At 54.1% G+C, this 23,919-nt stretch carries 26 protein-coding genes and 1 tRNA gene; 11 read left to right on the plus strand and 16 right to left on the minus strand.

Annotated features, from left to right (window positions below):
* Nucleotides 1-90 precede the first annotated feature (90 nt).
* Entirely contained in the window at nucleotides 91-258 is a 168-nt protein-coding gene (rmf, locus tag ACW9E7_RS06155) for a ribosome modulation factor (protein WP_013097261.1), read from the plus strand.
* Nucleotides 259-328: 70 nt separating this feature from the next.
* Here rmf and fabA read toward each other — a convergent pair whose 3' ends face one another.
* Both fabA and ACW9E7_RS06165 read right to left on the minus strand, forming a co-directional pair.
* Nucleotides 329-847: a 3-hydroxyacyl-[acyl-carrier-protein] dehydratase FabA gene (fabA, locus tag ACW9E7_RS06160; protein WP_008499931.1), complete on the minus strand. Its 519-nt coding sequence runs from the start codon at nucleotides 845-847 to the stop codon at nucleotides 329-331.
* A gap of 68 nt (nucleotides 848-915) precedes the next feature.
* Nucleotides 916-2,676: an AAA family ATPase gene (locus tag ACW9E7_RS06165; protein WP_458727414.1), complete on the minus strand. Its 1,761-nt coding sequence runs from the start codon at nucleotides 2,674-2,676 to the stop codon at nucleotides 916-918.
* A 186-nt stretch (nucleotides 2,677-2,862) separates the two neighbouring features.
* On the opposite strand from ACW9E7_RS06165, the gene matP reads away from it, so the two are divergent.
* Nucleotides 2,863-3,315, plus strand: coding sequence for a macrodomain Ter protein MatP (gene matP, locus ACW9E7_RS06170; protein ID WP_008499929.1), 453 nt, complete (start codon nucleotides 2,863-2,865; stop codon nucleotides 3,313-3,315).
* Nucleotides 3,316-3,380: 65 nt separating this feature from the next.
* Here matP and ompA read toward each other — a convergent pair whose 3' ends face one another.
* Nucleotides 3,381-4,436, minus strand: a complete 1,056-nt coding sequence (ompA, locus tag ACW9E7_RS06175; RefSeq protein WP_023311028.1) for a porin OmpA — start codon at nucleotides 4,434-4,436, stop codon at nucleotides 3,381-3,383.
* Between the two features lie 354 nt (nucleotides 4,437-4,790).
* The gene (gene sulA, locus ACW9E7_RS06180; protein WP_111964573.1) at nucleotides 4,791-5,300 is read right to left on the minus strand and encodes an SOS-induced cell division inhibitor SulA; all 510 of its coding nucleotides are present in this window, start codon (nucleotides 5,298-5,300) and stop codon (nucleotides 4,791-4,793) included.
* Between the two features lie 217 nt (nucleotides 5,301-5,517).
* Here sulA and ACW9E7_RS06185 point away from each other — a divergent pair, with 217 nt between their 5' ends.
* On the plus strand, nucleotides 5,518-6,144 hold the full coding sequence (locus ACW9E7_RS06185; protein WP_127730297.1) for a TfoX/Sxy family DNA transformation protein: 627 nt from the start codon (nucleotides 5,518-5,520) through the stop codon (nucleotides 6,142-6,144).
* Here the strand turns inward: ACW9E7_RS06185 and yccS are convergent.
* On the minus strand, nucleotides 6,101-8,263 hold the full coding sequence (gene yccS / locus ACW9E7_RS06190; RefSeq protein ID WP_458727415.1) for a YccS family putative transporter: 2,163 nt from the start codon (nucleotides 8,261-8,263) through the stop codon (nucleotides 6,101-6,103). The genes ACW9E7_RS06185 and yccS overlap by 44 nt on opposite strands.
* 19 nt (nucleotides 8,264-8,282) lie before the next feature.
* The gene (locus ACW9E7_RS06195; protein WP_111964540.1) at nucleotides 8,283-8,729 is read right to left on the minus strand and encodes a YccF domain-containing protein; all 447 of its coding nucleotides are present in this window, start codon (nucleotides 8,727-8,729) and stop codon (nucleotides 8,283-8,285) included.
* A 123-nt stretch (nucleotides 8,730-8,852) separates the two neighbouring features.
* Between ACW9E7_RS06195 and helD the strand changes: the two genes are divergently transcribed.
* A complete protein-coding gene (gene helD, locus ACW9E7_RS06200; RefSeq protein ID WP_458727416.1) occupies nucleotides 8,853-10,907 on the plus strand; it encodes a DNA helicase IV in 2,055 nt (684 codons plus the stop codon).
* A 59-nt stretch (nucleotides 10,908-10,966) separates the two neighbouring features.
* Here helD and mgsA read toward each other — a convergent pair whose 3' ends face one another.
* Both mgsA and csgI read right to left on the minus strand, forming a co-directional pair.
* Complete coding sequence (gene mgsA / locus ACW9E7_RS06205) at nucleotides 10,967-11,425, minus strand: methylglyoxal synthase (protein ID WP_045330803.1); 459 nt, start codon at nucleotides 11,423-11,425, stop codon at nucleotides 10,967-10,969.
* Between the two features lie 80 nt (nucleotides 11,426-11,505).
* Nucleotides 11,506-12,168, minus strand: a complete 663-nt coding sequence (gene csgI, locus ACW9E7_RS06210; protein ID WP_127730303.1) for a curli synthesis inhibitor — start codon at nucleotides 12,166-12,168, stop codon at nucleotides 11,506-11,508.
* A 173-nt stretch (nucleotides 12,169-12,341) separates the two neighbouring features.
* Between csgI and ACW9E7_RS06215 the strand changes: the two genes are divergently transcribed.
* Nucleotides 12,342-12,755 carry a CoA-binding protein gene (locus ACW9E7_RS06215; RefSeq protein WP_008499920.1) on the plus strand — a complete coding sequence of 138 codons (414 nt, stop codon included), beginning with the start codon at nucleotides 12,342-12,344 and terminating at the stop codon, nucleotides 12,753-12,755.
* A gap of 37 nt (nucleotides 12,756-12,792) precedes the next feature.
* On the opposite strand, the gene hspQ is transcribed toward ACW9E7_RS06215, so the two are convergent.
* A complete protein-coding gene (gene hspQ, locus ACW9E7_RS06220) occupies nucleotides 12,793-13,110 on the minus strand; it encodes a heat shock protein HspQ (protein ID WP_013097248.1) in 318 nt (105 codons plus the stop codon).
* A 60-nt stretch (nucleotides 13,111-13,170) separates the two neighbouring features.
* Nucleotides 13,171-14,361, minus strand: coding sequence for a 23S rRNA (cytosine(1962)-C(5))-methyltransferase RlmI (gene rlmI / locus ACW9E7_RS06225; protein ID WP_014883260.1), 1,191 nt, complete (start codon nucleotides 14,359-14,361; stop codon nucleotides 13,171-13,173).
* A gap of 173 nt (nucleotides 14,362-14,534) precedes the next feature.
* On the opposite strand from rlmI, the gene ACW9E7_RS06230 reads away from it, so the two are divergent.
* The 3 genes from ACW9E7_RS06230 to yccX are packed head-to-tail and all read left to right on the plus strand — an operon-like array spanning nucleotide 14,535 to nucleotide 16,184.
* Nucleotides 14,535-15,092, plus strand: coding sequence for a kinase inhibitor (locus ACW9E7_RS06230; RefSeq protein ID WP_458727417.1), 558 nt, complete (start codon nucleotides 14,535-14,537; stop codon nucleotides 15,090-15,092).
* A gap of 10 nt (nucleotides 15,093-15,102) precedes the next feature.
* Complete coding sequence (locus tag ACW9E7_RS06235) at nucleotides 15,103-15,891, plus strand: helix-turn-helix domain-containing protein (RefSeq protein ID WP_458727418.1); 789 nt, start codon at nucleotides 15,103-15,105, stop codon at nucleotides 15,889-15,891.
* Nucleotides 15,892-15,902: 11 nt separating this feature from the next.
* A complete protein-coding gene (yccX, locus tag ACW9E7_RS06240; protein ID WP_029739909.1) occupies nucleotides 15,903-16,184 on the plus strand; it encodes an acylphosphatase in 282 nt (93 codons plus the stop codon).
* On the opposite strand, the gene tusE is transcribed toward yccX, so the two are convergent.
* Both tusE and yccA read right to left on the minus strand, forming a co-directional pair.
* A complete protein-coding gene (gene tusE / locus ACW9E7_RS06245) occupies nucleotides 16,181-16,510 on the minus strand; it encodes a sulfurtransferase TusE (protein WP_032658335.1) in 330 nt (109 codons plus the stop codon). The two genes, yccX and tusE, sit on opposite strands and share 4 nt — an antisense overlap.
* Nucleotides 16,511-16,597: 87 nt before the next feature.
* Nucleotides 16,598-17,257, minus strand: coding sequence for an FtsH protease modulator YccA (gene yccA / locus ACW9E7_RS06250; RefSeq protein WP_023335168.1), 660 nt, complete (start codon nucleotides 17,255-17,257; stop codon nucleotides 16,598-16,600).
* 270 nt (nucleotides 17,258-17,527) lie between these two features.
* On the opposite strand from yccA, the gene ACW9E7_RS06255 reads away from it, so the two are divergent.
* From ACW9E7_RS06255 to ACW9E7_RS06265, 3 genes are all read left to right on the plus strand, one after another.
* Entirely contained in the window at nucleotides 17,528-19,156 is a 1,629-nt protein-coding gene (locus tag ACW9E7_RS06255; protein ID WP_458727419.1) for an ABC transporter substrate-binding protein, read from the plus strand.
* 144 nt (nucleotides 19,157-19,300) lie between these two features.
* Nucleotides 19,301-19,388: transfer RNA gene (locus tag ACW9E7_RS06260), tRNA-Ser, on the plus strand.
* A gap of 290 nt (nucleotides 19,389-19,678) precedes the next feature.
* On the plus strand, nucleotides 19,679-19,936 hold the full coding sequence (locus tag ACW9E7_RS06265; protein WP_115874665.1) for a YjhX family toxin: 258 nt from the start codon (nucleotides 19,679-19,681) through the stop codon (nucleotides 19,934-19,936).
* Nucleotides 19,937-20,042: 106 nt separating this feature from the next.
* On the opposite strand, the gene ACW9E7_RS06270 is transcribed toward ACW9E7_RS06265, so the two are convergent.
* From ACW9E7_RS06270 to ACW9E7_RS06285, 4 genes are all read right to left on the minus strand, one after another.
* Nucleotides 20,043-20,879: an alpha/beta fold hydrolase gene (locus ACW9E7_RS06270; RefSeq protein ID WP_458727420.1), complete on the minus strand. Its 837-nt coding sequence runs from the start codon at nucleotides 20,877-20,879 to the stop codon at nucleotides 20,043-20,045.
* Nucleotides 20,880-21,130: 251 nt separating this feature from the next.
* Entirely contained in the window at nucleotides 21,131-21,349 is a 219-nt protein-coding gene (locus tag ACW9E7_RS06275; RefSeq protein WP_008499867.1) for an acyl carrier protein, read from the minus strand.
* 17 nt (nucleotides 21,350-21,366) lie between these two features.
* On the minus strand, nucleotides 21,367-22,800 hold the full coding sequence (locus ACW9E7_RS06280) for an AMP-binding protein (RefSeq protein ID WP_458727421.1): 1,434 nt from the start codon (nucleotides 22,798-22,800) through the stop codon (nucleotides 21,367-21,369).
* A complete protein-coding gene (locus tag ACW9E7_RS06285) occupies nucleotides 22,797-23,915 on the minus strand; it encodes an MBOAT family O-acyltransferase (RefSeq protein ID WP_458728372.1) in 1,119 nt (372 codons plus the stop codon). The genes ACW9E7_RS06280 and ACW9E7_RS06285 overlap by 4 nt, the downstream gene beginning before the upstream one ends.
* Between the last annotated feature and the right edge of the window lie 4 nt (nucleotides 23,916-23,919).

The raw sequence follows: 23,919 nt of genomic DNA on the forward strand, positions 1-23,919 counted from the left end.
ACTAATTCGGGGTATTCGTTATCTGTGCCTGTGCAGATAGTGCAGACACTGTTTTCTTTCCACCAGACAAAAGAATGAGGGAAACGAGGCATGAAGAGACAGAAACGAGATCGCCTGGAACGGGCTCATCAACGTGGTTATCAGGCCGGCATCGCTGGACGTTCTAAAGAAATGTGTCCTTATCAGACGATAAATCAAAGGTCACAGTGGCTTGGAGGCTGGCGAGAAGCCATCGGCGACAGGGCACTCATAGCCTGATAACGTCTCTTTCAAAAAAGAAACCTCCGCATTGCGGAGGTTTCGCCTTTCCGGGGTTCGAAAAGCACGATCAGAACGCAGAAGTGTCCTGGAACAGGCCAACCTTCAGGTCGCTTGCGCTATAGATCAGACGACCGTCGACCAGTACTTCACCATCTGCCAGGCCCATAATCAGGCGGCGGTTTACGATGCGCTTGAAGTGAATACGATAGGTCACTTTCTTCGCTGTAGGCAGAACCTGGCCTGTGAATTTCACTTCGCCCACGCCCAGTGCGCGGCCTTTACCTTCGCCACCCAGCCAGCCCAGATAGAAGCCAACCAGCTGCCACATGGCATCCAGGCCCAAACAGCCAGGCATTACCGGATCGCCAATAAAGTGGCAACCGAAGAACCACAGGTCCGGGTTGATATCGAGTTCTGCTTCTACGTAACCCTTATCGAAGTTGCCGCCGGTTTCGGTCATTTTCACGACACGGTCCATCATCAGCATGTTCGGGGCCGGCAACTGTGGGCCTTTTGCGCCAAACAGTTCGCCGCGACCAGAGGCAAGAAGATCTTCTTTTGTATAGGATTCGCGTTTATCTACCATGTTCTCAGTAAGCCTTATTTTAGTGAAGGACGCAGGATAGCTAACACGTGTACGCTGAACAAGTCCGATCAGTTCGAACTAAACCAGCCCAGCCAGCGTAACGGCCATGGATAACGGTGACGAGCATCCTGCTGTGTTGCCTGAGCAATGCGCTCCTGGATAGTCTGCATCAGGGTGGTTTGCCCTTCGCCATCCCATACCAGGTTTGTCAGTAAGGGTAGTGCATCCTCAATCCCTTCGATGGCCCAGATGGCGAACTGCTCTTGTTCAACCGCATCCAGAATCTCCTGGCTGAGGCTTAAATGGCGTGCGTTAGGAGCAGGAATAATTACACCCTGCTTGCCGTTTAAACCGCGCTGCTGGCAGATAGAGAAGAAGCCTTCAATTTTTTCGTTGAGGCCGCCGACAGGCTGGGCACGACCGAATTGGTCCACCGAGCCGGTGATCGCGATGTTCTGATTGATGGGCACTTCCGCCAGGGCGCTGATTAAGGCGCACAGTTCAGCCATAGAGGCGCTATCGCCATCCACTTCGCTGTAGGACTGCTCAAACGTCAGCGAGGCCGAGAAGGGGATCTGTTGCTCAAGCTGCAGCTCAGACATCAAAAACGCCTGCATGATCATCATGCCTTTGGCGTGAATGTTTCCACCCAGCTCGGCTTTGCGTTCGATGTCGGTAAATTCGCCATCGCCAATATGCACAACGCAGCTGATACGGGACGGTTCCCCGAATGCGCGCGGATGGCCAGGAAATTCAATCACCGACAGGGCGTTGATCTGCCCGACGCGTTCGCCTTCGGTTTCCACCAGAATTTGTTCCAGCAGAATTTCATCCTGCATACGGTCAGCAAGATAGCTTTCTCGCCACTCTCGCTGAGCCAGCATCTGGGTGAGCTGCTCTCCGGTGAACGCACCGTTACCGCTAATCACACCCACTTCACGCAGCTGTTTGCCGATCCAGAGCGGGCAGAGTGGCAGCGTTTCCTGGTCACCGGTATAGCGCACCGCTTCGCGGATCAGGCCTGGCCACGCGTCAGCCGCAGGCGTTGGCAGCGCAAAACGTTCTGCAACGGTCATCACCCACTGGCACCACTGCGCCATATCGTCGGCATCGGCAATCTGGATATTATCTTCGTATTCGCTATATACCGCCTGCTCAGCCAGTTCAGGCTCCATTTCCTGGAAGTCCGCCAACGACTCACGGTCGCCCGTCAGCACGACGGTTAACGACAGCGGCATAGACGGAATCGAGACAGGCAGGGGACGAGACTCATCGTAGCCGACCCAGTCGAAACGCTGCTGATGCACGATGGTTTTCAGACGCATCCACAGTAGCGGCTGCGAGAGCAGGGTACGCAGTGAGATGATGAGAACACCGCCATTTGCGCGATGTACCAGCCCCGGCTGCAGCGAAAGTTCGCCGTTAAACTGGCGCAGACAACCAAAGAGTTGTTCCGCCTCGACCCAGTTAGCGGTAACCACCTCGCCCTTAGCGGCAAAAGCGCCATCGGCCTGCGCCGCAGGTTCGAAAGTGACATCATGTCCCGCAATACGATACTGCCCGCCAAAAACGGCGTTCGCTTCCGGCTTCAGCTGGCGCACGGCATCTCCGAGCAGCGTCAGGTATTCCGCTTCTTCCGGGGCTTTGAGCAGCATGAAGGGCGCAGTTGCCCAGGGGCTTAACACCTGCTCCAGCGCGTAATGCAAACGGGGCTGCGTATCGCTAAGGATGAATTCGTGTTCTTTTGCGAGTTCGGGCTGTGCAAACAGTTCCTGGTAACTTTCGGTATCCGGAACAAGGTCACGCCATGCAAGTTTCGTAATGGTCAAAGTTGATGTTTTTTAGTCAGATGTAAAAGCGTGGAGTATACCGTAAGCGGGGGGCTGTACCCAAGCAGGATTGGGGATTTCGACAGGGTGATTGGATGCATTCACTCACAGGATATGATTTCTTTTCAGCAGATTGCTAAAAAACTGATATTCTGAACAGAGTTACGTGGTAACACTGAGATCGCAATGAAATATCAACAACTGGAAAATCTCGAAAGCGGCTGGAAATGGAAATACCTGGTCAAAAAGCACCGTGAAGGGGAGCTGATCACCTGCTATATCGAAGCCAGCGCTGCGCAAGAAGCCGTGGATATTTTGCTGACCCTCGAAAATGAACCGGTACAGGTTAACGGGTGGATTGAGAAACACATCAATCCTGCGTTGTTAAACCGGATGAAGCAAACTATCCGCGCGCGACGCAAACGGCATTTTAATGCTGAGCATCAGCACACTCGCAAAAAATCAATCGACCTTGAGTTCGTTGTCTGGCAGCGCTTGGCCGGGCTGGCACAACGACGGGGAAAAACGCTGTCGGAAACCATCGTGCAGCTGATTGAGGATGCAGAACATAAAGAGAAGTACGCCAACCAGATGTCGACGCTGAAGAACGACCTTCAGGCTCTGTTGGGTAAAAAGTAGATTTTTTACTTTTCTTCAGACAATAAAAAACCCCGCATGGCGGGGTTTTTTTATAAGACGATAACTTATGCCGCTGGCTGAGTTACAACGTCTTTGATGCCTTTAACTTCGATCTCTACGCGACGATCTGGAGCCAGGCAGTCGATCAGTGCAGCGCGAGCTTTCACGTTGTCACAGGTGTTGCCAGTAACTGGGTTAGATTCGCCCATACCACGTGGGGAGATCTTGTTAGCTGGGATACCTTTAGAGATCAGGTAATCAACAACAGACTGAGCACGTTTCTCAGACAGTTTCTGGTTGTAAGCGTCAGAACCGATACGGTCGGTGAAGCCCAGAACCACTACAGAACCGTCTTTAGGATCCAGGTTGCTCAGCTGGGTGTACAGCTGATCCAGTGCCTGCTGACCTTCTGGTTTCAGAGTCGCTTTGTTGAAGTTGAACAGAACGTCAGACTTCAGAGTGAAGTGCTTGGTCTGTACTTCTGGAGCTGGAGCCGGCGCTGGAGCAACAACTGGTGCTGCTTCTTCTTGCTGGCCGAAACGGTAGGAAACACCTACGCTCAGCATGCCGTTGTCTGGACGAACACCAACGGTGTTGCCGTCGCCGATGTTGTTAACCCACTGGTATTCCAGACGGGTAGCGATGTCACGGGTCATAGCCCACTCAACGCCACCAGCGAATACTGGGGAAACACCGGTGTCATGGTTGTCGCCAGAAATGTTGTTGCTGGAGTCAGCACGCCATACCATGCCGCCCAGACGGGTGTACACGTCCAGATCGTCAGTGATTGGGTAGCCCAGTTTAGCGGTCAGTTGAACGCCCTGTGCTTTGAAAGCGCCGTTGATGGTGTCGCCTTTGTATGGCATACGACCTAACCAGTCGTAACCCATTTCAAAACCAACATACGGGTTAACCTGATAGCCACCGAACGCACCTGCACCAAGCTGGCTCTCGTGAGTTGGGCCATCATTGTTCAGGCTGCTGTTGTACCAGCCAGTGTCGTGGAACTGAGACCAGCCCAGTTTACCACCTGCATACCAGGTATTATCTTTCGGAGCGGCCTGCGCTACGGTAGCGAAGCCAGCCAGTGCCACTGCAATCGCGATAGCTGTCTTTTTCATTTTTTGCGCCTCGTTATCATCCAAAATTCGCCATGAAAGTCTCAAGAGAGAATCACGGTTAAATCCTTCACCGGGGGGCGTGGTCAAATATAAATCTACCGATATCTTCGGCTTAGGCCGAGCACCCCTGGCGATGTAAAGTCTACAACGTAGCTGAAAACTTACAAGTGTGAAGTCCGTCAGGCATATGAAAAAAAAAGTTCCGTATACCGATTATTTAACATTTTTCGAACGAATTTTGTGCAATAAAATTAAGGAGAACCGCACCAGACAAGCCTTGCCGCAATTTTTAGGTCGGGAACTTAAATCCCATCTTGCGGTCAAAAAAAATTCCAGGAAAAATCTTAATTTCACTCAATGATACAAATTTGAGTGAATTTTTAGCCCAGAAAGTTGTCCTCTGCGGTAAGAATCCGATCGAACCGGACGCATAATGAACCCGATCGCATTCCCTTCTTCAGCGGCTTCAGTCAGACGGAAATGTTCTTCTTCAGTCAATTCTTCCGGTAACCATCCAATCACCACGCTGTAATTCCCTGTGCGTAACGCGCGGATCATCGACTCAACGGTATCGCAAGGCGAGAGTTGATTAATTTGCATGACTTTCGTCAGCGGCAGGCCGGCGGACTGAACCCACTCACGGCTCAGCTTTTGCTGAGGCGTGAGCCAAAGCTGCCAGCGCGATTGCTGACCGAGCTGTTGTAATAACGGCAGTAACAGAAGTTGCGTTAACAAGGGCTGGTCTTCACGATAAACCACTTCACTGATAAGCCCCGTGGAAACACGCTCGATGGAATTCTGCGAGACATTGCCTGCAGCAGAAGAGAGAGAGGTAGCGCGATTTGCATAGCCTGAAGTGTGCATATTCATTCCAGCCCTGTAGTTACTGTATGGATATACAGTAACCCCTGTATACCCAAAGATCAACCTCATTTTCGGAAAGCGACTCGCAAAATTCATTCAATCTTGATGCTCCTCGAAAAATCATCTTGCTCAACGACGTTAAGTTGCCTATTTTCCTGCTAACGGATCCGCTAGTAAGAAATTTAGTTGTTACTTTATGATTTTGAAGGGAAATATCATGAAAAAGATATCTTATGAACGGATTTATAAATCTCAGGAATACCTCTCCCCGTTGGGCGAGATTCATCACCGCGCGTTGTTTGGCGGCTATACCCTTGCGGTGGATGATGCTGTTTTTGCCATGGTCTCAGATGGCGAGCTTTACCTTCGCGCCTGTGAGGAGAGTGCCAAATACTGTGTAAAAAATGCCTCCTCTTTTTTGACGTTGATGAAGCGAGGCCGTCCGGTGCTGCTCAACTATTATCGTGTTGATGACGGATTATGGCAGGACAGGGAGCGGTTACTTCAGCTCTCCTCGTTTGCGCTCAGTGCGGCAAGAAAAGAGCGTTATCAGCGCCATCAACGAAACCGACTAAAGGATCTGCCTAACCTGACCTTTCAGCTTGAAGTCTTGCTCTTTGAAGCTGGCATCACCAATGAGGAAATGTTGCGGGAGCTTGGTGCCAGGGCGTGCTGGCTAAAGATGCGGGCAAAAAATAAAGCGCTGAGTATTAAAGTACTCTTCGCGCTGGAAGGGGCTATCGAGGGGCTGCATGAAGCGGCACTCCCGGCAGACATTCGCCGGGAGCTCACGGAGTGGTTTAATGCGTTGACTGAGCCACAGGAGAATCACTCCTCCAGGTAGCAATGTGCTGTTGCAGCCGGCAAATTTCAGGCAGCAGAGCGATAAGCAGGCCTATCTGCTGAAGCACCAGAGGTGCTTTACTGTCATTTCCCGGGTCTAGATGCGCAATGCGTTGAGCCAGTTCATCCAGCGCCTGTTGAACGCGCGGCTCATCGGCTGGTCGATGATGAAGCGCGTCATCGACATAACAGACGGCGTCATCGAGCAGGTTGAGAATACCCGGGTTGGTGAGTTTCTCACGGTGAGCGCCCAGCGTCGAAATATAGCTGGTGAACGTATGGTTCAGGCAGAGCAGGCGGAACGCGGTCTCACGAATATCCGCCGTGGCGCGAGGCTCCGTCGACATGTTAGAGACTACGGAGGCCAGTTCCGCATCACTGTTGTGCGCGTCGCGGCGGGCTATCCGGTAAGCCAGGCGGTTATCGCGGCCCTGATGATACTGCTCCAGGATCGCGTCAAGGTATCGACAGTTGGCGTTCATCGCCCTGTCTACCACGCGCGGCAAATTTCGGAAACGCCAGTCCGGCCAGATAAAGCTGACCGCGGCCCAGGCAATCGCACAGCCAATCAGGGTATCGATCACGCGGGGCAGGGCGACTTCAAACCCTTCACCCAGCAGGTTAAAGCAGAGCAGCACCAGCAGCGTGATGAACATGGTGGCATGGGCGTACTGCACGTTGCGAAACGCGAAGAACAACACGCCGGTGATCACGATCAGGATCAATTGACCTTCAACGGAGGGCACGAAATAGAGCACCGGAAGGCCAATCGCGACGCCAACCAGCGTGCCGATAATACGCAGCGCAAGACGATGTCGGGTGGCATTATAGTTCGGCTGGCAGACGAACAGGCTGGTCAGCAGGATCCAGTAGCCGTGATGCAGCCCGGTAATCTGGATAAAGGCATACCCCACGCACAGCACCAGCGACATTCGCACGGCGTGCCGAAAGAGAGCCGACTCCGGCGTAAAGTTGCGGCTCAGCCGTAGCCACATATCGCTAACGCTGTGTACGCTGTCATCAGCAAGCTGGTTTTCCACCTCACTGCCCGGCAGCGCCATCGCTTGTTCGGACTCAATGGTTGCCAGCTGGGCATCAATCGCACGCAGGTTGTTAAGCAGAAAACCCAGCGCTTTGATGTGTTCCGGTGACGTTCCGCTGGCCTGAACGCGGTCGAGTGCCGCATCAAGATGGCTGAATACGCGTTCAAAGCGGGGGTCATGCTGATAGGGTGTGCGCAGCAGAATGGAGTGCGAGAGCTGTTGGCACGCCTGGGATTGCATGGACAGCAGACGCTGGAAGCGGAACATCACGTCGCTGTAGCGGAACTTCTCGCGCAGGGCGGCATACTGAACGTGCGAGGAGCTGGCGCGTTCATGAATGTCCTGGGCGGCAAAATAGTAGTGAAGCGTCCGTCGTGTTCCGCGCTGACCGCGATCGCCGCGCAGACGGGTAAGCAGGGAAGCTTTTGTCTGATTAAGGGTGGCGACCAGCTGGCCATTTGCCAGGGCCAGATCGTAGAGCGGTGCCTGGCTTTCTTCCTCGATGTCCGGGTCGAACAGCCGGGATTTCAGTTCCAGATAGCGGGCTAGCTGCTCAAAGCTGCGGGCAAGGTTATCCTGCAGCGGGCGAACCGGGAAAATCAGATGACCGGTTAGCGTCAGCAGGTTATACCAGATGGCGCCCAGCAACAGCAGAACCGGCTGCTGGTACCACTGGTCGTACAGGGAAACGCCCAGCATGGTGTAGATAGCGATCAGCAATGCACCAAACGCGATGGTGGCATAGCGCTGCCCAAGCCCGCCCAGCAAAATAAACCCGCTGGTTGAGAGCGTAAGGCCCAGGGCAAACAGCCAGGGCCACGGGAAAAGCAGCTCAACGGAAGCTGACGCAATAAAAAAGCAGACGAGCGTAATGACCAGGTTACGTAAACGCCCGGCCAGACGGTCGTCCAGATCCGCCAGCGCCCCGGCGACCACCCCCAGCGTGAGCGGAATGGTGAGCTTGACATCATTCAGCCACCAGGGCAGGGCAACCGTGCCGCAAAGCGCGATTAATATCCTGACGTTATAAAGCCAGGTGCTGTTCCAGGTATAACGGTGAAGCAGTGGGCTTAGCATAAACGCGGCCAGTCCTTATTTACTGAAAACGACGGCGCGCGTTTGCTTCGCGCGCCGCTCTGGCCACTTCTACCGGAACAACCCTGCGACCAACGGGCCAAAGGGCGATAGCGGCGATCTTAAAGTTTGCGATCCCCACAGGAATACCAATAATCGTGATGCACTGTGCAATACCGGCAAAAATATGCATGATGCACAGCCACCAGCCAAAGAAAATCAGCCACAGAATGTTAAGCAGGGTTCCGCCCGTATTCATCAGAGCGTTTTTGCTCTCCGGATTCAGCTCGTCAACGTGGATGGCTTCATTCCCGTAGGGGATTAAGGAGAGTTTTGTGATTTCCCAGCAGGAACGGGTCAGGGGAAGCGTGAAAATCAGGACGATGCTCACCAGCGTGGCAAAAAGCCAGGAAAGGGTGGTGGCAAAACCGCCCAGCACAAAATTCAACACATTCAGAACGGTACGCATAAACGCTCACTTCCTTTCGATATAATTAACGCCCAATGATTGTAACGTTTTTTTAGGCTGGAGCACCTTAAAACTGGCAGTTAAACTGTCAGGTAAATTATCTCTTCGTGGATTTGGCGGAACATGGAACTGAAAGCAACGTCGCTGGGCAAACGCCTGGCACAACACCCTTACGACAGGGTTGTTCTCCTTAATGCCGGGGTGAAAGTCTCCGGGGAACGCCACGAATACCTTATTCCGTTTAATCAGCTTCTGGCTATTCATTGCAAGCGCGGTCTGGTGTGGGGCGAGCTGGAGTTCGTTCTGCCTGACGATAAAGTCGTGCGTCTTCATGGTACCGAGTGGGCGGAAACCCAGCGTTTCCATCATCATCTGAACGCACTCTGGCAGCAGTGGAGCCAGGATATGAGCGTAATTGCCGCCCAGGTGCTGCAGCAGGTCCTGGACGATATCGCCCAGAGCAACGCGCAGCACGCGTGGCTGACCCGTCAGCAGACTGCCGGCCTGCAGCAAAAGATCCGGCAGGCACTCTCGGCGCTGCCGCTCTCCGTGACGCGTCTCGACGAGTTTGACAACTGTCGCGACGCCTGGCGCCAGTGTCAGGCCTGGCTGAATGAAAAGGATAAAAGCCGTCTCGCCCATAACCAGGCCTGGACGGATGCCATGCTTACCCAATACGCCGATTTTTTCAGTACGGTGGAATCTTCACCGCTCAATCCGGCTCAGGCGCGCGCGGTGGTCAACGGCGAGCAGTCGCTGCTGGTGCTGGCGGGAGCCGGTAGCGGTAAAACGTCGGTGCTGGTCGCGCGTGCCGGCTGGCTGCTGACAACCGGGGAAGCGGTCGCCGATCAAATTCTGCTTCTTGCCTTTGGCCGTAAGGCCGCGCAGGAGATGGACGAACGGATCCAGGAGCGCCTGCACACCCGGGATATCACGGCCAGAACCTTCCATGCCCTTGCGCTGCATATTATTCAGCAGGGCAGTAAAAAAGTGCCTTCCATCAGTAAGCTGGAAAACGACGCGCAGGCGCGTCAGGCGCTGTTCATCAAAACGTGGCGCCAGCAGTGCAGCGAGAAAAAGGCGCAGGCGAAAGGGTGGCGTCAGTGGCTGGAAGAGGAGCTTAACTGGGAGGTGCCTGAGGGCAGCTTCTGGCAGGATGACAAACTGGCGCGTCGGCTGGGTTCGCGACTTGACCGTTGGGTCAGCCTGATGCGAATGCACGGCGGATCGCAGGCTGAGATGATTGAAAGCGCGCCGGAGCCAATCCGCGAGCTGTTTTCGAAGCGGGTCAAGCTGATGGCGCCGCTGCTGAAGGCCTGGAAAACAGCATTGAAAGAAGAAAATGCGGTCGATTTCTCCGGTTTGATCCATCAAGCCATCATCATTCTTGAAAAGGGACGTTTTGTCAGCCCGTGGAAACATATTCTGGTGGATGAGTTCCAGGATATTTCTCCACAGCGTGCGGCTCTGCTCTCGGCGCTGCGGGCACAAAATAAACATACCTCTCTGTTTGCGGTGGGGGATGACTGGCAGGCCATCTATCGCTTCAGCGGGGCACAGCTTTCGCTGACGACCGCATTCCATCACTATTTTGGCGAAGGCGATCGCAGCGATCTGGACACGACCTACCGCTTCAATTCACGGATTGGTGAAATCGCCAACCGCTTTATCCAGCAGAACCCTCATCAGCTGGCAAAACCGCTCAATAGCCTGCGGCCTGGGGATAAAAAAGCAGTGACCCTGCTGGCGGACGATCAGCTGGAACCGCTGCTGGACAAGCTCAGCGGCTACGCGAAGCCCGATGAGCGTATCCTGGTGCTGGCACGCTACCATCACCTTAAACCTGAGGCGCTGGAAAAAGCCGCCACCCGCTGGCCGAAACTGCAGCTTGAATTTATGACGATTCATGCCAGCAAAGGGCAGCAGGCCGATTATGTGATCGTGGTGGGGCTGAAAGAGGGGAGCGACGGTTTCCCGGCCCCGGCCCGTGAGTCGGTGATGGAACAGGCCCTGCTGCCGGAGCCGGAAGATTTCCCGGATGCCGAAGAGCGGCGTTTGCTGTATGTGGCAATGACCCGCGCGCGCCATCGCGTGTGGCTGCTGTTCAATAAAGAGGAGCCATCCGTGTTTGTCGATATTTTGAAGAGTATAGATGTGCCGGTGGCGCGGAAGCCATAACGCCGCCGGGCAAGGATGGGTAGGCCGGGTAAGGCGTAGCCGCCACCCGGCTAAAAAAGCTACTTCAATCTCTCTGAAAGATAACGCTGATAGTCCGGAATAAGGATATCTACCGGTGAGTTAAACTGCGGCGATTCGATGATGAAATCCGCCGTCGAGAGGTTTGTCGCTACCGGAATATTCCACACCGTCGCCAGGCGCAGCAGCGCTTTGACATCCGGATCGTGCGGAACCGCGTTCAGCGGGTCCCAGAAGAAGATCAGCACATCAATTTTCCCTTCGGAAATCTGCGCGCCGACCTGCTGATCGCCGCCCATCGGGCCGCTCAGCATCGCATTCACCTGCAGACCCGTTTCGCGCTGGATCAGGTTACCGGTTGTACCGGTCGCCGACAGGGCGTGTTTTTCCAGCAAAGACTGATGGCGGCGAACCCAGTTAAGCAGCATTTGTTTACAGTGATCGTGCGCCACAAGAGCAATGTGTTTGCGCTCAGGTAGCGTGCGTGTTGTCAGTTCCATAATCATATCCATCAGGTTAACTGACTACACGATGACGGGAACCGTCTGACGCTGCAAGAGAAAGGCGTAAAAAATGTGGCTTATGATGAAGGTTGTTGTTTTGCCCACTGTAAAAAACGGGCCCGCGTGTCGGGATCGGCCTGCTGGAACCAGAACTTAAGGCGCTGTTCCGTCAGGGTCTGGGACTGGGGAGGAATGACGTCCAGTTCGGAGACGCCGGACAAAAGCGTACTGTCGTCCGCCATCATAGTGGCAAACTGAGGAAGAGAGGCGCGTTTACCCGCTTTGTTATAGGTCTGGGTCGCTGCCTCGTAGTCCGGACCTTTCGGTGAGGTCGTCAGCGCCAGAATATCCAGCTTCACCGGAATCGGCATCGCATCCCCGTCCAGCAGTTCAACGCGGGGTGAAGCGTCGAAGGCCGCAGATTCCTTCTCCGTTTCAAGGCGAGGCAGGGTGATATTCACCTGACTGATTTGCCGGGTATTAAAGCTGACGATCAGCGGCGGCGAGATGTACATCCTTTGCTCGTGATTCGCCAGACCGATCGATTTTTCCACCCTGAATACCAGCTGATGCGGCCCGTTATCCAGCTCGATGCTGTCCGCACCGCGCAATAACGAGCTGGAGACCTTTTTTCCGTCCAGTACAAGGAGATCAATGTCGGTAGAGAGCCGGAGCGTGGTAGCAAAAACCCAGACCGGCATCACTAACGCAATCAGAGCAGTGGCAATACCGGTTTTCATAGAAGGCTCCCGTCAGAAATCCTGTCGCCGCATTAATGTATCTAAATTTTTCGATAATCACGTTTACTAACATATAGACATATTTCGCCGTTTTGCCCTCATGCATCTGTATGGGATAGATGGTTGAGATGTGCGGTTTGGCGTACACTTTTAAAAAAGCCAGGAGAAAAACCATGAAAGAGAACGATATTGCCGAGATTCTGACATCTACGCGTACCATTGCGCTGGTGGGCGCGAGCGATAAACCCGATCGTCCAAGCTATCGGGTAATGAAATACCTTCTCGATCAGGGCTATCACGTCATCCCGGTCTCGCCAAAAGTGGCGGGAAAAACCTTACTGGGTCAGCAGGGGTATGCCACGCTCGCTGACGTGCCGGAAAAAATTGATATGGTTGATGTCTTTCGAAATTCCGAGGCAGCGTGGGAAGTGGCGCAGGACGCTATTGCCGTCGGGGCGAAAACGCTGTGGATGCAGCTGGGCGTGATTAACGAGCAGGCTGCGGTGCTGGCGCGGGATGCGGGGCTGAACGTCGTCATGGACCGCTGTCCGGCGATCGATATCCCCCGTCTGGGGCTGGCGAAGTAATAAAAAAAAGCCCGTTCATCGGGCTTTTTTTACACGCTTAGTTCCGCAGGCGCGGAGCCTGTAACTGTTTGCGGATAGTCTGAGCAAGTTCATCCATAGTGGGTTGCTCCGGATGCTCATCCTGCAGCTCGCTACTCAGCTGCGCTTCGGCGAGGTAGGTGTGGACGGGTTGTCCATCATCACCTTCCATCACCACATGGTACCAGGGCGCGGCGCGAAGCTCTGCGTTGACCGCCAGCTCGTCTGCTGACGGTTCATCAAGGGAATACTCCGGGTCGATATCCACGACCACACCCAAATACCCGAGCAAAGTGTGGCGGACCTGCTGGCCGATACCGAATTTGCTGGCAATCATAGTCACCTCCCGGGAAATACGACTTACACGTTATGTGCGGGCAATATTTCTCTTTTCAAGTTACATGACGCGACAGGCAAACCCTTTCAGATACAGTCCTTCCGGGTAGGTAGCAATCACGGGATGATCGGCTGCCTGACGGAACTGCTCTATAAATTGTACATCACGGCCAGCATCTATTGCGGCATCGGCGATGATTTTCTGAAATAAATCTGTGGTCATCAGGCCGGAGCAGGAGAACGTGAGCAGAACCCCGCCCGGGTTCAGCAGCTGGATGGCCAGCATGTTGATATCTTTATACCCACGGCACGCGCCCATCAGCTGGCTTTTATTTTCCACAAACTTTGGCGGATCCATCACGATGACGTCGAACTTCTCGCCCTGATCGCGATATTTACGCAGCAGCTTGAACACGTCATCGCGTACAAATTCCGCTTTGCTCAGATCCAGCTTGTTCAGCTCGACGTTCTGTTTTGCCACGTCCAGCGCTTCCTGCGAGGTATCCACGCTGACAACCTGGGCACAGCCGCCCATCAGAGCTGAAACGGCAAAACCGCCGGTATAGGAGAAGCAGTTCAGCACGCGTTTGTCGGCAACGTACTGACGCGTAGCCAGACGACTGTCGCGCTGGTCGAGGTAATAACCCGTTTTGTGCCCGCCCTGAATATCCACCAGCAGCTTCATGCCGTGCTCTTCAATCGGCAGCAGGGCAGGCGGCAGTTCGCCGGTCACTGGGCCTTGCGTCAGCTCCATGCCCTCTTTTTTGCGCACCGCCACATCGCTGCGGTCGTAAATGGCACACTGCGGGAACAGGGTTTGCAGGGCGCTAATCAGCGCGGCACGCTGGTATTCCGCCCCGGCGCTCAGAAGTTGCAGCACCAGGAAGTTGCCGAAGCGATCGATGGTTACACCTGGCAGCCCGTCGGACTCACCGGCAATCAGGCGGTAGCTGTCCAGCCCGTCGCGTTTTGCCAGCCATTCGCGCCACTGCTGCGCCTGCTGCAGGCGGCGGACGAAGAAGTCGATATCGATGGTTTCATCTTTATCGAAGGTCCAGACGCGGGCACGGATCTGGGACGCTGGCGAGTAAGCGCCTCGCGCTAACCATTTCCCCTGATGGTCAACGATATCAATGGTTTCACCGAGGCTGGCTTTACCTTCCATACGGGCAACCGCGCCGGAAAAGACCCAGGGATGACGGCGCAGTAATGATTTCTCGCGCCCTTTGGCTAACACTAAACGTACACTCATAATTTGCTGTTCTGTCGATTTCAGGAAATGGCGCGTAGATTACCACATTCAGCAAGGCGCAATCATCTGCGGATGCCGTTGAGCGTTTCGGCACAAAATCAAATCGCTTAGGCACATTACGATATTGCCGCTGGGTTTAGAGTGGGGCTTCCGGTACAGCAGAGGGAGCACCCATGAAAAAGCGCAGTGTCATCACAATAGCCGCTCTGACGGCGATGAGTTTTCAGGTTTTAGCCACAACGCCTTTCGACGTCACCAGCCAAGATATTTCCGGCGAAAGGCGACTGGCGCAACAGCAGGTATTTGAAGGATTTGGCTGCCACGGTGGAAATACTTCACCACAGCTGGCATGGAAGAATCCCCCCGGCGGTACGAAAAGTTTTGCCGTTACGGTATATGACCCGGATGCACCTACCGGCAGCGGCTGGTGGCACTGGACAGTAGCCAATATTCCGGCGAAGACAATGACGCTGCCCGCTGATGCCGGTAATCCAAACGGCGAGAAATTACCTGTAGGCGTTGTGCAGGGGCGTAATGATTTCGGCTATTCTGGATTCGGCGGCGCATGTCCACCCGCCGGAGATAAGCCTCACCGCTATCAGATTACCGTCTGGGCGCTGGACGTGGATAAACTGCCCGTAGACAAAAATGCCAGCGGCGCGCTGGTCGGTTTTATGATCAACAGTCACGCTCTGGCAAAGGCTCAGTTAACAGCAACCTATAGCAGATAAGGATGGCGGGGTGCAGGGGTTTCATTTTCGACATAAACATCTTACCGCGGGTGAAGTGACTGCCAGCAAAATGCATCGCCTGCACCAGGTTAAGCTGTTTTTTCCGGCTATTTGTCATATCACTCACGGCAGTAAGGTGATTGTTCAGGATGATAACCGCCTGGAGGCGACACGGGATGAGCTCATCATTATCCCTGCCAATACGTCGATGGAAATTATCAATCAGCCTGTAAACGGGCTGTTTCACTCGGATTTGCTGATGTTATCGCCGGAAATTGTTGCCGAGTTTAAAGCGCATTACCTGAAATCCTGGCCGCGCACGACGCTGCATTCGCTCTGTGCTCCGCTGAGCGAGGGGCTGGCATTTATGTGGGACAACCTGCTGCACGCCGTGCGTCAGGAGTTACCGGAAGCGCTACAAAAGCATCAGGCCTTCGGTCTGTTGCTGGCCTTGCTGCATGATGGCGTGGCGGGGCCGCTGCTTGTTGAGCGAAACAGTAACCTGACCGAGCAGGTGCGGCAGTTCATTATGCTGTCGCCCGCCAGAGACTGGACCGCGCAGGACGTTGCCAGCCGTCTCGCATTAAGCGTGCCGACGCTGCGCAGGCGATTACGTGAAGAGTCGCAGAGTTTTCGCCAGATTGTGGAGGAGGTGAGGATGGCCGTGGCTTTGTCACAGCTACAGTCAACCCGATTACCGATCGGCGAAATCGCATTACAATGTGGGTATCTGTCCAGCTCTCGTTTCACCGCCCGTTTCCGGCAGCACTATGGTTGTTTGCCGAAAACGCTACGTTAAGGAGAAGAAGAATGTCTAAAGTCTGCACTATTGCCTGGGTTCACGGCGTTGTTCAGGGCGTCGGGTTCCGCTACAGCACCCAGCGCGAAGCGGTTGAGCTTGGGCTAACGGGATACGCGCGAAATATGGACGACGGAAGCGTTGAGGTGGTCGCCTGCGGCGAAGCGGAGCAGGTCGACAAGCTGGTGGCGTGGCTGAAAGCGGGTGGGCCGCGCAGCGCGCGGGTTGATAAGGTCTTAACTGAACCCCATCAACCGGGGCGCGAATACGTAAACTTCGGGATTCGGTATTAAATACACTTCACCGGCTTAGGCAGGCCTGCAATTTTGGTGGCCTGTTTTGCCGGGCCTTTCGGGAACAGACGATACAGATAGCGGCTGTTGCCTTTCTCTTCGCCGAACTTATTGGCCATCGCCTTGACCAGCATGCGGATGGCCGGAGAGGTGTTGAATTCAAGATAGAACTCGCGAACAAAACGCACCACTTCCCAGTGTTCGGGGGAGAGGGTTATCCCTTCGTTTTCCGCAATTTTCTCCGCCAGCGGTTCGCTCCACTGGCCACTCTCTTTCAGATAACCGTCGTTATCGGTCTCGATCTCTTTGCCTTCAAAACTCAACATAGTCATTCACGCGTCAGTCAAAAACCGCAGCAGTGTACCAAAAAACAAAGCCCCGCATAAGCGGGGCCAGGTTCACAGCGCTGCGGTTTAATCCCGACTGGCGAAGCCCAGGATGCTCAACAGGCTGACGAAGATGTTATACAGCGACACGTACAGGCTCACGGTGGCGCGGATATAGTTCGTCTCACCGCCGCGAATGATGTTGCTGGTTTCAAACAGGATCGCGCCTGAAGAAATCAGAATAAACACGGCGCTGATCGCCAGGTGCAGGGCAGGCAGCTGCAGGAAGATGTTTGCCACCATGCCCACCAGCACTACCACAACACCCGCCATCAGCATGCCGCCGAGGAAGGACATGTCCTTACGGGTGGTCAGCACGTAGGCCGAGCAGCAGAAGAACACCAGCGCGGTACCGCCCAGCGCCATGCCGATAAGGTCGCCCATACCGGCAGACAGATACGCGTTCAGCATCGGTCCCAGGATGTAGCCCAGGAAGCCGGTGAAGGCAAACGCCGACAGAATACCGACCGGTTTGTCAGCGGTTTTGTAGGTCAGGAACATCAGACCGTACATACCCACCAGCGTCAGAATGAGCCCCGGAGACGGCAGCATCAGCACGGTGCTGGCGGTGGCGGTGATCGCTGAAAACGCCAGCGTCAGGCTGAGCATGAAATAGGTATTGCGCAGCACCTTGTGGGTGCTGAGTAGCGATGTGCGGTCGCGTGAGGAAGTAATTATACGATCCATGAGTCACTCTCTTATGACAGATGTAATTAACGGAAAGAATAGGAAACGGTGCGCCAGTCTCAAAGTGGTTTTACCCATCTTTACTCAGCAGGTTAGCGCTGGAGCTGGTTGTTTCTTCTGAATAAATACATTTCACTAGTATGAACAGCGGTTTGACACGATTAATCAGATCAACCTCTTATAGGTTACTGAAAATTATTGCGTTATTACCACAAGGCCGCTAAGAGTTATTTCCGGATCGTCACAAAAACAGACAATAAGGCGAAGGAAATGAAACCACAAACACGCACGCGCTTTACGCTCTCTTTACTTACCGCAGGGATCCTGTGCGCCAGCACGACAACCTGGGCGGCTAACGTGCCGGCAGGAACGCAGCTGGCCGATAAGCAGGAACTGGTCAGGAACAACGGTAATGAGCCCGCTTCGCTCGACCCGCATAAAGTCGAAAGCGACGTCGAATTCAATATTATCAGTGATTTATTCGACGGGCTGGTCAGCGTTTCCCCGTCGGGTCAAGTTCAGCCCCGACTGGCGGAAAAATGGGAGAACAAGGACAACACCGTCTGGACGTTCCATCTGCGCCCGGGCATCACCTGGAGCGACGGCACTGCCATCACCGCGGAAGATGTGGTCTGGAGCTGGCAGCGTCTGGTTGATCCTAAAACCGCTTCACCATATGCCAGCTATCCAGGCAACATGCACATCGTAAATGGTGCGGACATCGCGCAGGGGAAAAAAGCCCCCGATACGCTGGGCGTGAAAGCCATTAACGACACCACGCTGGAAGTGACATTGACTCAGCCTAACGCGGCGTTCCTCGCGATGCTGGCGCACCCGTCGCTGGTGCCGGTGGATAAAGTGCTGATTAGCCGCTTTGGCGACAAGTGGACCAAGCCTGAACATATCGTCACCAGCGGGGCGTATAAGCTTTCGCAGTGGGTGGTCAACGAACGTATTGTGGCGGAGCGCAACCCGCGTTACTGGGATAACGCGCATACCGTGATTAATAAGGTCACCTACCTGCCCATCAGGTCCGAGGCTTCGGATGTGAATCGCTATAAAGCGGGTGAAATTGATATCGTGTACACCGTGCCGATCAACCAGTTTGCCCAGCTTAAGAAGACTCTGGGCAGCCAGCTGGATGTTTCTCCGCAGCTGGCGACCTATTACTACGAATTCAATACCACCCGGCCGCCGTTCAACGACGCCCGCGTACGTAAGGCGCTGAACATGGCGCTCGATAAAGACATCATTGCCGGAAAAGTGTTAGGGCAGGGGCAGCGCCCGGCCTGGCTCATCAGCCAGCCGGATATTGGCGGCGTTAAGCTCCAGAACCCGGACTACGCCAGCTGGCCGCAGGACAAGCGCATCGCTGAGGCGAAAAAACTGCTCAACGAGGCCGGGTACAACGAAAGCCACCCTCTGAGCTTCAACCTGCTCTATAACACCTCTGAATCGCACCAGCGTATCGCGATTGCGGCCAGTTCCATGTGGAAAAAGAACCTCGGCGTGGAGGCGAAGCTGCAAAATCAGGAATGGAAAACCATGCTGGATACCATGCACACCCACAACTTTGACGCGGTGCGGTACGCGTGGATTGCCGATTACGACGATGCGGCGACCTTCCTGAACACCTTCCGCACCGGCGACAGCGAAAACACCAGCCAGTACAGCAATCCGGAATACGACCAGGCGCTGGTGAATGCCGCAAAAGCCAAAACAACGGAAGAGCGGGGTAAGTTCTACCAGCAGGCGGAAGATCTGCTGGGTCGTGATGTGCCGGCCATTCCGGTTTATCACTACGTTCGCACTCACCTGGTGAAACCGTGGGTGGGTGGGTTTACGCCGGATAAGCTGGGGTACTATTACACCAAAGACATGTACATCAAAAAACACTAAGCCTGAGCGCGGGAGACTGTGCTGATAAAATCGTCGATGTGTCGTCAGTTCAACCGATTAAACACGTTTTGACTATTTTTACAGCGAACGAGTGCAGCCACTCTTTACAGCACGCGGTGAGGTGTTTATAGTTCGCCTCACTTAGGAAGTGTGGCCGAGCGGTTGAAGGCACCGGTCTTGAAAACCGGCGACCCGAAAGGGTTCCAGAGTTCGAATCTCTGCGCTTCCGCCAGATATAAACCCCAGGTTACTCGTGAACCTGGGGTTTTTGTTTTGGAATGACCGATCCGCCTCACACTTTCAAGACCCCGTTATTTCCCCGCAAAAATCAGGCGCTATTATTCACCCCGTAAATACCTTTTCATCTCTCATCGAGGCTTTGATGCTGGAGAATGTTTTCATCAGATAATCAGTTTCCCGACCTTTTCAGGACGGACTGGTTATCGCTGCGCTTAAACCTTACGCACGCACCTGCGGGTGTGGGCTCGTTTTTACGCATGATGATTACACAGGTTTTCCAGTATGAATTTATCCCGTCAGGAACAACGTACCTTACACGTTCTCGCCAAAGGTGGGCGTATTGTGCACGTCCGCGACAGTTCCGGCCGCGTCACGTCCGTTGAGTGCTACACCCGTGAAGGGCTGGTGCTGAGCGACTGCACGCTGAACGTCTTCAAAAAACTCCGCTCTAAAAAGCTGATCCGATCCGTGAACGGGCAGCCTTACCGCATCAACACCACCGGGCTGAACAACGTTCGCGCCCAGCTGGATAATCGCTAAGCGGAATAGACAACGCCACCCTCGGGTGGCGTTCATGCATTAAACTGAATATTGTGGCGGAATGTAGGCCGGGTAAGCGCAGCACCACCCGGCAAGAAACGCAGCGTTATGAGCGAATGAAAGCCAGAATGTCCGCGTTGATAGTATCCGCATGGGTGGTATGCATCCCGTGCGGGAAGCCCGGATAAATTTTCAGTACGCTGTTCGCCAGCAGCTTGTCCTGCAGCAGGGCGGCATTCTTATACGGCACGACCTGATCGTCGTCGCCCTGCATCACCAGAACGGGAACCGTGATGGTTTTTAAATCTTCCGTCTGATCGGTTTCAGAAAATGCCTTAATCCCCTCATAGTGGGCCTTGGCGCTGCCGATCATGCCCTGACGCCACCAGTTCTGAATCGTACCGTGTGAAATCTTGGCTCCCTCACGGTTAAAACCATAGAAAGGACCGCTGGCGACGTCGAGGTAAAACTGGGCGCGGTTAGCCGCCAGCGCTTTGCGGAAGCCATCGAAAACCTCGATCGGCGTTCCGCCGGGGTTAGTCTCCGTTTTTACCATGAGAGGCGGAACAGAGCTGACGAGCACCGCTTTGGCAACGCGTCCCTGCGGTTGGCCGTACCGGGCAACATAGCGGGCGACCTGGCCGCCGCCGGTGGAGTGACCGACGTGCACGGCATTACGCAGATCCAGGCTTTCAACCACGGCTGACGCATCGGCCGCATAATGATCCATATCGTGTCCTTCACTCACCTGGTCCGAACGCCCGTGACCGCGGCGATCGATAGCGATAACGCGATAGCCTTCAGCAAGGAAGAAGAGCATCTGGTTATCCCAGTCATCGGCACTCAACGGCCAACCGTGGTGGAAGACAATGGGCTGGGCCTCTTTGGAGCCCCAGTCTTTGTAGTAAATGTTGACGCCGTCTTTCGTGGTTACGAATGCCATACTGCAGACTCCTCTGTTAAAGGCAAAACGATCGCAACCCGAGCGGAGAGCGAATCATTAATGCCTTAATTAAGTTGGCTTTTTTCTATTTCCCGTACCGACAGTACCCCTAAAGTGTAGGTGAAATTGTAAAAGCAGTGGGTTTCATTCCTGTGAAAGGCAGCGTTTTGCTCTCAGGCGGGAGGGGGAACGAAAAAAGGCTCTGGGGAGATCCTCCAGAGCCTTCAGGGCAGCATTAACTGCAGGGGCGTTTAGCGGTTTTCTTCAATATAGCGGGCCAGGTCAGCCGGGGTTTTCAGCACCGTCGCTACGTCAGTTGGCGGGATCATACAGCCGTAAACGTCCTGCACTTCCAGCACCATATCGACCGCCAGGATGGAGTCGAGAATGTCGGATTCAATCAGTTCATCGTGAAAGCCCACCTTACGGGATAACACTTTTTCGAACAGGGCGAGAATTTCTTGTTCCATAATTTTTCCTGGAGTCATTAATTTGTGCGGGCGTAAGCGTCCAGCAGCTTGCGGTCAATTTTGCCGTTGGGATTCAGCGGCAAAGCGTCTTTTACGATAATTTGTGAAGGCACCATATAGTGCGGAACCACCTTAGAAAGCGACGTTTTGATGGTATCCGGCGCCATATCGGTCACGCAGAACGCGGCAATGCGCAGCACGCTGCCGCAGGATTTCATCAGCGGCAGAACCACCGCTTCGTTGATGCCGGACATGGCCAGCAGGCGGTTTTCAATCTCGTTAATTTCAATACGGTAGCCATTCAGTTTGACCTGGCTATCGTTGCGGCCCTGGCAGTAGATAAGTCCCGCTTCATAGCCCAAATCGCCGGTCCGGTAACCGCGAAATGCTTCATTTTCCCGACGGAGTAATTTTTCTGCGTTCTCCTGCGGCAGGCCGAGGTAGCCGCGCATGACGTTTTTACCCCAGATAATCAGCTCGCCTTCAGCGGAAATTTCCATTCTGCTCTCTGGCATCATGACCCCCACCGGCAGCACGGCGCTGTCGCTGTTCAGGATCTCATCCGTGATTTCAACCACGGTGGTCGCGATGGTTGCTTCCGTTGGACCATAGGAGTTAATGATTTTTGCTTGCGGGAAGCGGCGGCGAAGCTGTTTAACCAGCGCTTTATTCAACACTTCACCAATGAAGATAAAGACGTTGAGTTCAGGTAAATACTCGCTGTTAAACTGCGGGGAAAGCAGCTGCTGGTAAGCAAAAGAGGGGGTGGAAATCCAGGCGGAGACGGCATTGCTTTTCAGTCGTTCCAGCCAGTTCTCTTTTTGAATGTCTTCTTTGGCGTTCAGCACAATGTGTCCACCCATCGCCAGATTCGCCAGCAAAGGGATCAGGGAGAGGTCAAAACTGAACACCGCGTGGTTCATCAGCACCGGTTTTTGCGGTAGCGAAAAGTCCTGGCTGACCCATTTCATGAAGTGCCATACGCTTTCACGCCCAATCTGCACCCCTTTAGGCTTGCCGGTACTGCCTGAGGTAAACATGATATAGGCCAGATCCTGCTCCTCCAGCACCTTGCCCGGTTCACCGGTGGCGATAAACTGCCGGGTCGCGACGTCGTAATAGTAAGGGGCGCTGGCCAGATGGCAGATCTCCCGCAGGCGCTCCTGCGGGTAGATGCAGTCCACCGGAATATACGGAATGTTGTGCAGCAGGCAGCTATAAATCGCCACGGCGAACTCGGCCTGCTGGTGTCCGTACAAGACGACCGGCGTACCGGCAACAGGCTGGCAGCGCTGATAGCGCTGCGCCCAGTCCGTCACGGCCGCGGAAAGCTGCAGCCAGCTTAAGGCTTCGTCGCTGCCGCTGATGGCTGGCTGCTGCGGGGAGGCGGGATCGCATAATGCCGCACGCAAGAAATCGTACATTTCCTGAAGATCGGAGTGATTTTTCATAGAGGTGACATTCCACTAAAGATGTAAAGGGAGCCCGCGGCGCTTCCCAGCGTCAGAATGCGTCCCAAAAACGCAACGGCCGGATACTGCAACCCGCGGTGTAACGTCGGGCTGCGTTTGGCTGACCACAGCAGCATGTTATGGGCGACAGAAATGCCGCCAAACAGCGCGCCGCTGATGACGTAATGGCGTTCCAGGCCATTCCATGCCCCCATGCAGAACAGGGTGCAAAAAATACCGATATTTTGCGCCAGCGTTTTGTTCTGACGGAAAAAGTTAAACTTCATCAGGTTCATATAGACGGGCATAAAGACCACATCGCGCAGCCATTCAGACAGGCTGATGTGGAAGCGGCGCCAGAAATCCTGCGGGTTCTTTGCCAGAAGCGGCATATTGAAGTTTGCCGGAATGTTGAGTCCAAACAGGCGGCCTGCGCCGATGGCCATATTGCTGTAGCCCGCAAAATCAAAGTACAGATAGGCGCTATAGGCAATCGACATCACCACGCCCACGGTCAGCGTAAACGGCTTATGGCTCCAGGGCTGCACGACGAGTGAATCAACCAGCATCGCAAACAGGAACTTCTGGACAATGCCGGTAATGATTTGCTCCAGCGCCACTAAAAACTGTTCGCGAGTAAGAGCAAAGACGGGCTTGCTGACGTCGCTCATCCATGTCCGCCAGCGGTACATTGGGCCCGCCAGAATAATAAAGGGCATAAACAGATAGCAGAAATAGTGCAGGAAATTCTGCCCTTCTTTTTTACTGCGATAGAGCAGCACGTCGACCGCGCGGAACGTCATAAAAGAGAGGCCGATCATACCGAGATGATGATTAACGTGCAGTTTCACCAAAAATAAAGGAAGCAGCGTTAACACAATCGCCTGCCAGGTTTTTAACCATCCTTTTTCTTTTAACGCGGCGACAAGGTAAAAACTAAAAAAAACGACCGCGGGAACACGGTAATCACCCTGAAAAATATAGCCCCAGCCTAATGCGGCCAGGACGGATAAGGCCGATAAATAAGTCAGGCGATGGCGTAATACGCGATTGACCAGCGCAAACGCCAGGGCGGATAAAAACAAATAGACAAAAAACATTCCTGAGCTATACATCATT

This window comes from Enterobacter sp. H2G27 (genome assembly GCF_054403075.1).

Coding starts and splice junctions, on each gene's coding strand:
- yccX (WP_029739909.1), top strand. CDS start 15,903: ATGTCTAAAGTCTGCACTATTGCCTGGGTTCACGGCGTTGTTCAGGGC.
- ACW9E7_RS06265 (WP_115874665.1), top strand. CDS start 19,679: ATGAATTTATCCCGTCAGGAACAACGTACCTTACACGTTCTCGCCAAA.
- ACW9E7_RS06255 (WP_458727419.1), top strand. CDS start 17,528: ATGAAACCACAAACACGCACGCGCTTTACGCTCTCTTTACTTACCGCA.
- tusE (WP_032658335.1), bottom strand. CDS start 16,510: ATGTTGAGTTTTGAAGGCAAAGAGATCGAGACCGATAACGACGGTTAT.
- ACW9E7_RS06270 (WP_458727420.1), bottom strand. CDS start 20,879: ATGGCATTCGTAACCACGAAAGACGGCGTCAACATTTACTACAAAGAC.
- ACW9E7_RS06185 (WP_127730297.1), top strand. CDS start 5,518: ATGAAAAAGATATCTTATGAACGGATTTATAAATCTCAGGAATACCTC.
- ACW9E7_RS06280 (WP_458727421.1), bottom strand. CDS start 22,800: ATGAAAAATCACTCCGATCTTCAGGAAATGTACGATTTCTTGCGTGCG.
- mgsA (WP_045330803.1), bottom strand. CDS start 11,425: ATGGAACTGACAACACGCACGCTACCTGAGCGCAAACACATTGCTCTT.
- csgI (WP_127730303.1), bottom strand. CDS start 12,168: ATGAAAACCGGTATTGCCACTGCTCTGATTGCGTTAGTGATGCCGGTC.
- ACW9E7_RS06215 (WP_008499920.1), top strand. CDS start 12,342: ATGAAAGAGAACGATATTGCCGAGATTCTGACATCTACGCGTACCATT.
- yccS (WP_458727415.1), bottom strand. CDS start 8,263: ATGCTAAGCCCACTGCTTCACCGTTATACCTGGAACAGCACCTGGCTT.
- helD (WP_458727416.1), top strand. CDS start 8,853: ATGGAACTGAAAGCAACGTCGCTGGGCAAACGCCTGGCACAACACCCT.
- ACW9E7_RS06195 (WP_111964540.1), bottom strand. CDS start 8,729: ATGCGTACCGTTCTGAATGTGTTGAATTTTGTGCTGGGCGGTTTTGCC.
- rmf (WP_013097261.1), top strand. CDS start 91: ATGAAGAGACAGAAACGAGATCGCCTGGAACGGGCTCATCAACGTGGT.
- ompA (WP_023311028.1), bottom strand. CDS start 4,436: ATGAAAAAGACAGCTATCGCGATTGCAGTGGCACTGGCTGGCTTCGCT.
- fabA (WP_008499931.1), bottom strand. CDS start 847: ATGGTAGATAAACGCGAATCCTATACAAAAGAAGATCTTCTTGCCTCT.
- rlmI (WP_014883260.1), bottom strand. CDS start 14,361: ATGAGTGTACGTTTAGTGTTAGCCAAAGGGCGCGAGAAATCATTACTG.
- ACW9E7_RS06230 (WP_458727417.1), top strand. CDS start 14,535: ATGAAAAAGCGCAGTGTCATCACAATAGCCGCTCTGACGGCGATGAGT.
- sulA (WP_111964573.1), bottom strand. CDS start 5,300: ATGCACACTTCAGGCTATGCAAATCGCGCTACCTCTCTCTCTTCTGCT.
- yccA (WP_023335168.1), bottom strand. CDS start 17,257: ATGGATCGTATAATTACTTCCTCACGCGACCGCACATCGCTACTCAGC.
- hspQ (WP_013097248.1), bottom strand. CDS start 13,110: ATGATTGCCAGCAAATTCGGTATCGGCCAGCAGGTCCGCCACACTTTG.
- matP (WP_008499929.1), top strand. CDS start 2,863: ATGAAATATCAACAACTGGAAAATCTCGAAAGCGGCTGGAAATGGAAA.
- ACW9E7_RS06285 (WP_458728372.1), bottom strand. CDS start 23,915: ATGTATAGCTCAGGAATGTTTTTTGTCTATTTGTTTTTATCCGCCCTG.
- ACW9E7_RS06275 (WP_008499867.1), bottom strand. CDS start 21,349: ATGGAACAAGAAATTCTCGCCCTGTTCGAAAAAGTGTTATCCCGTAAG.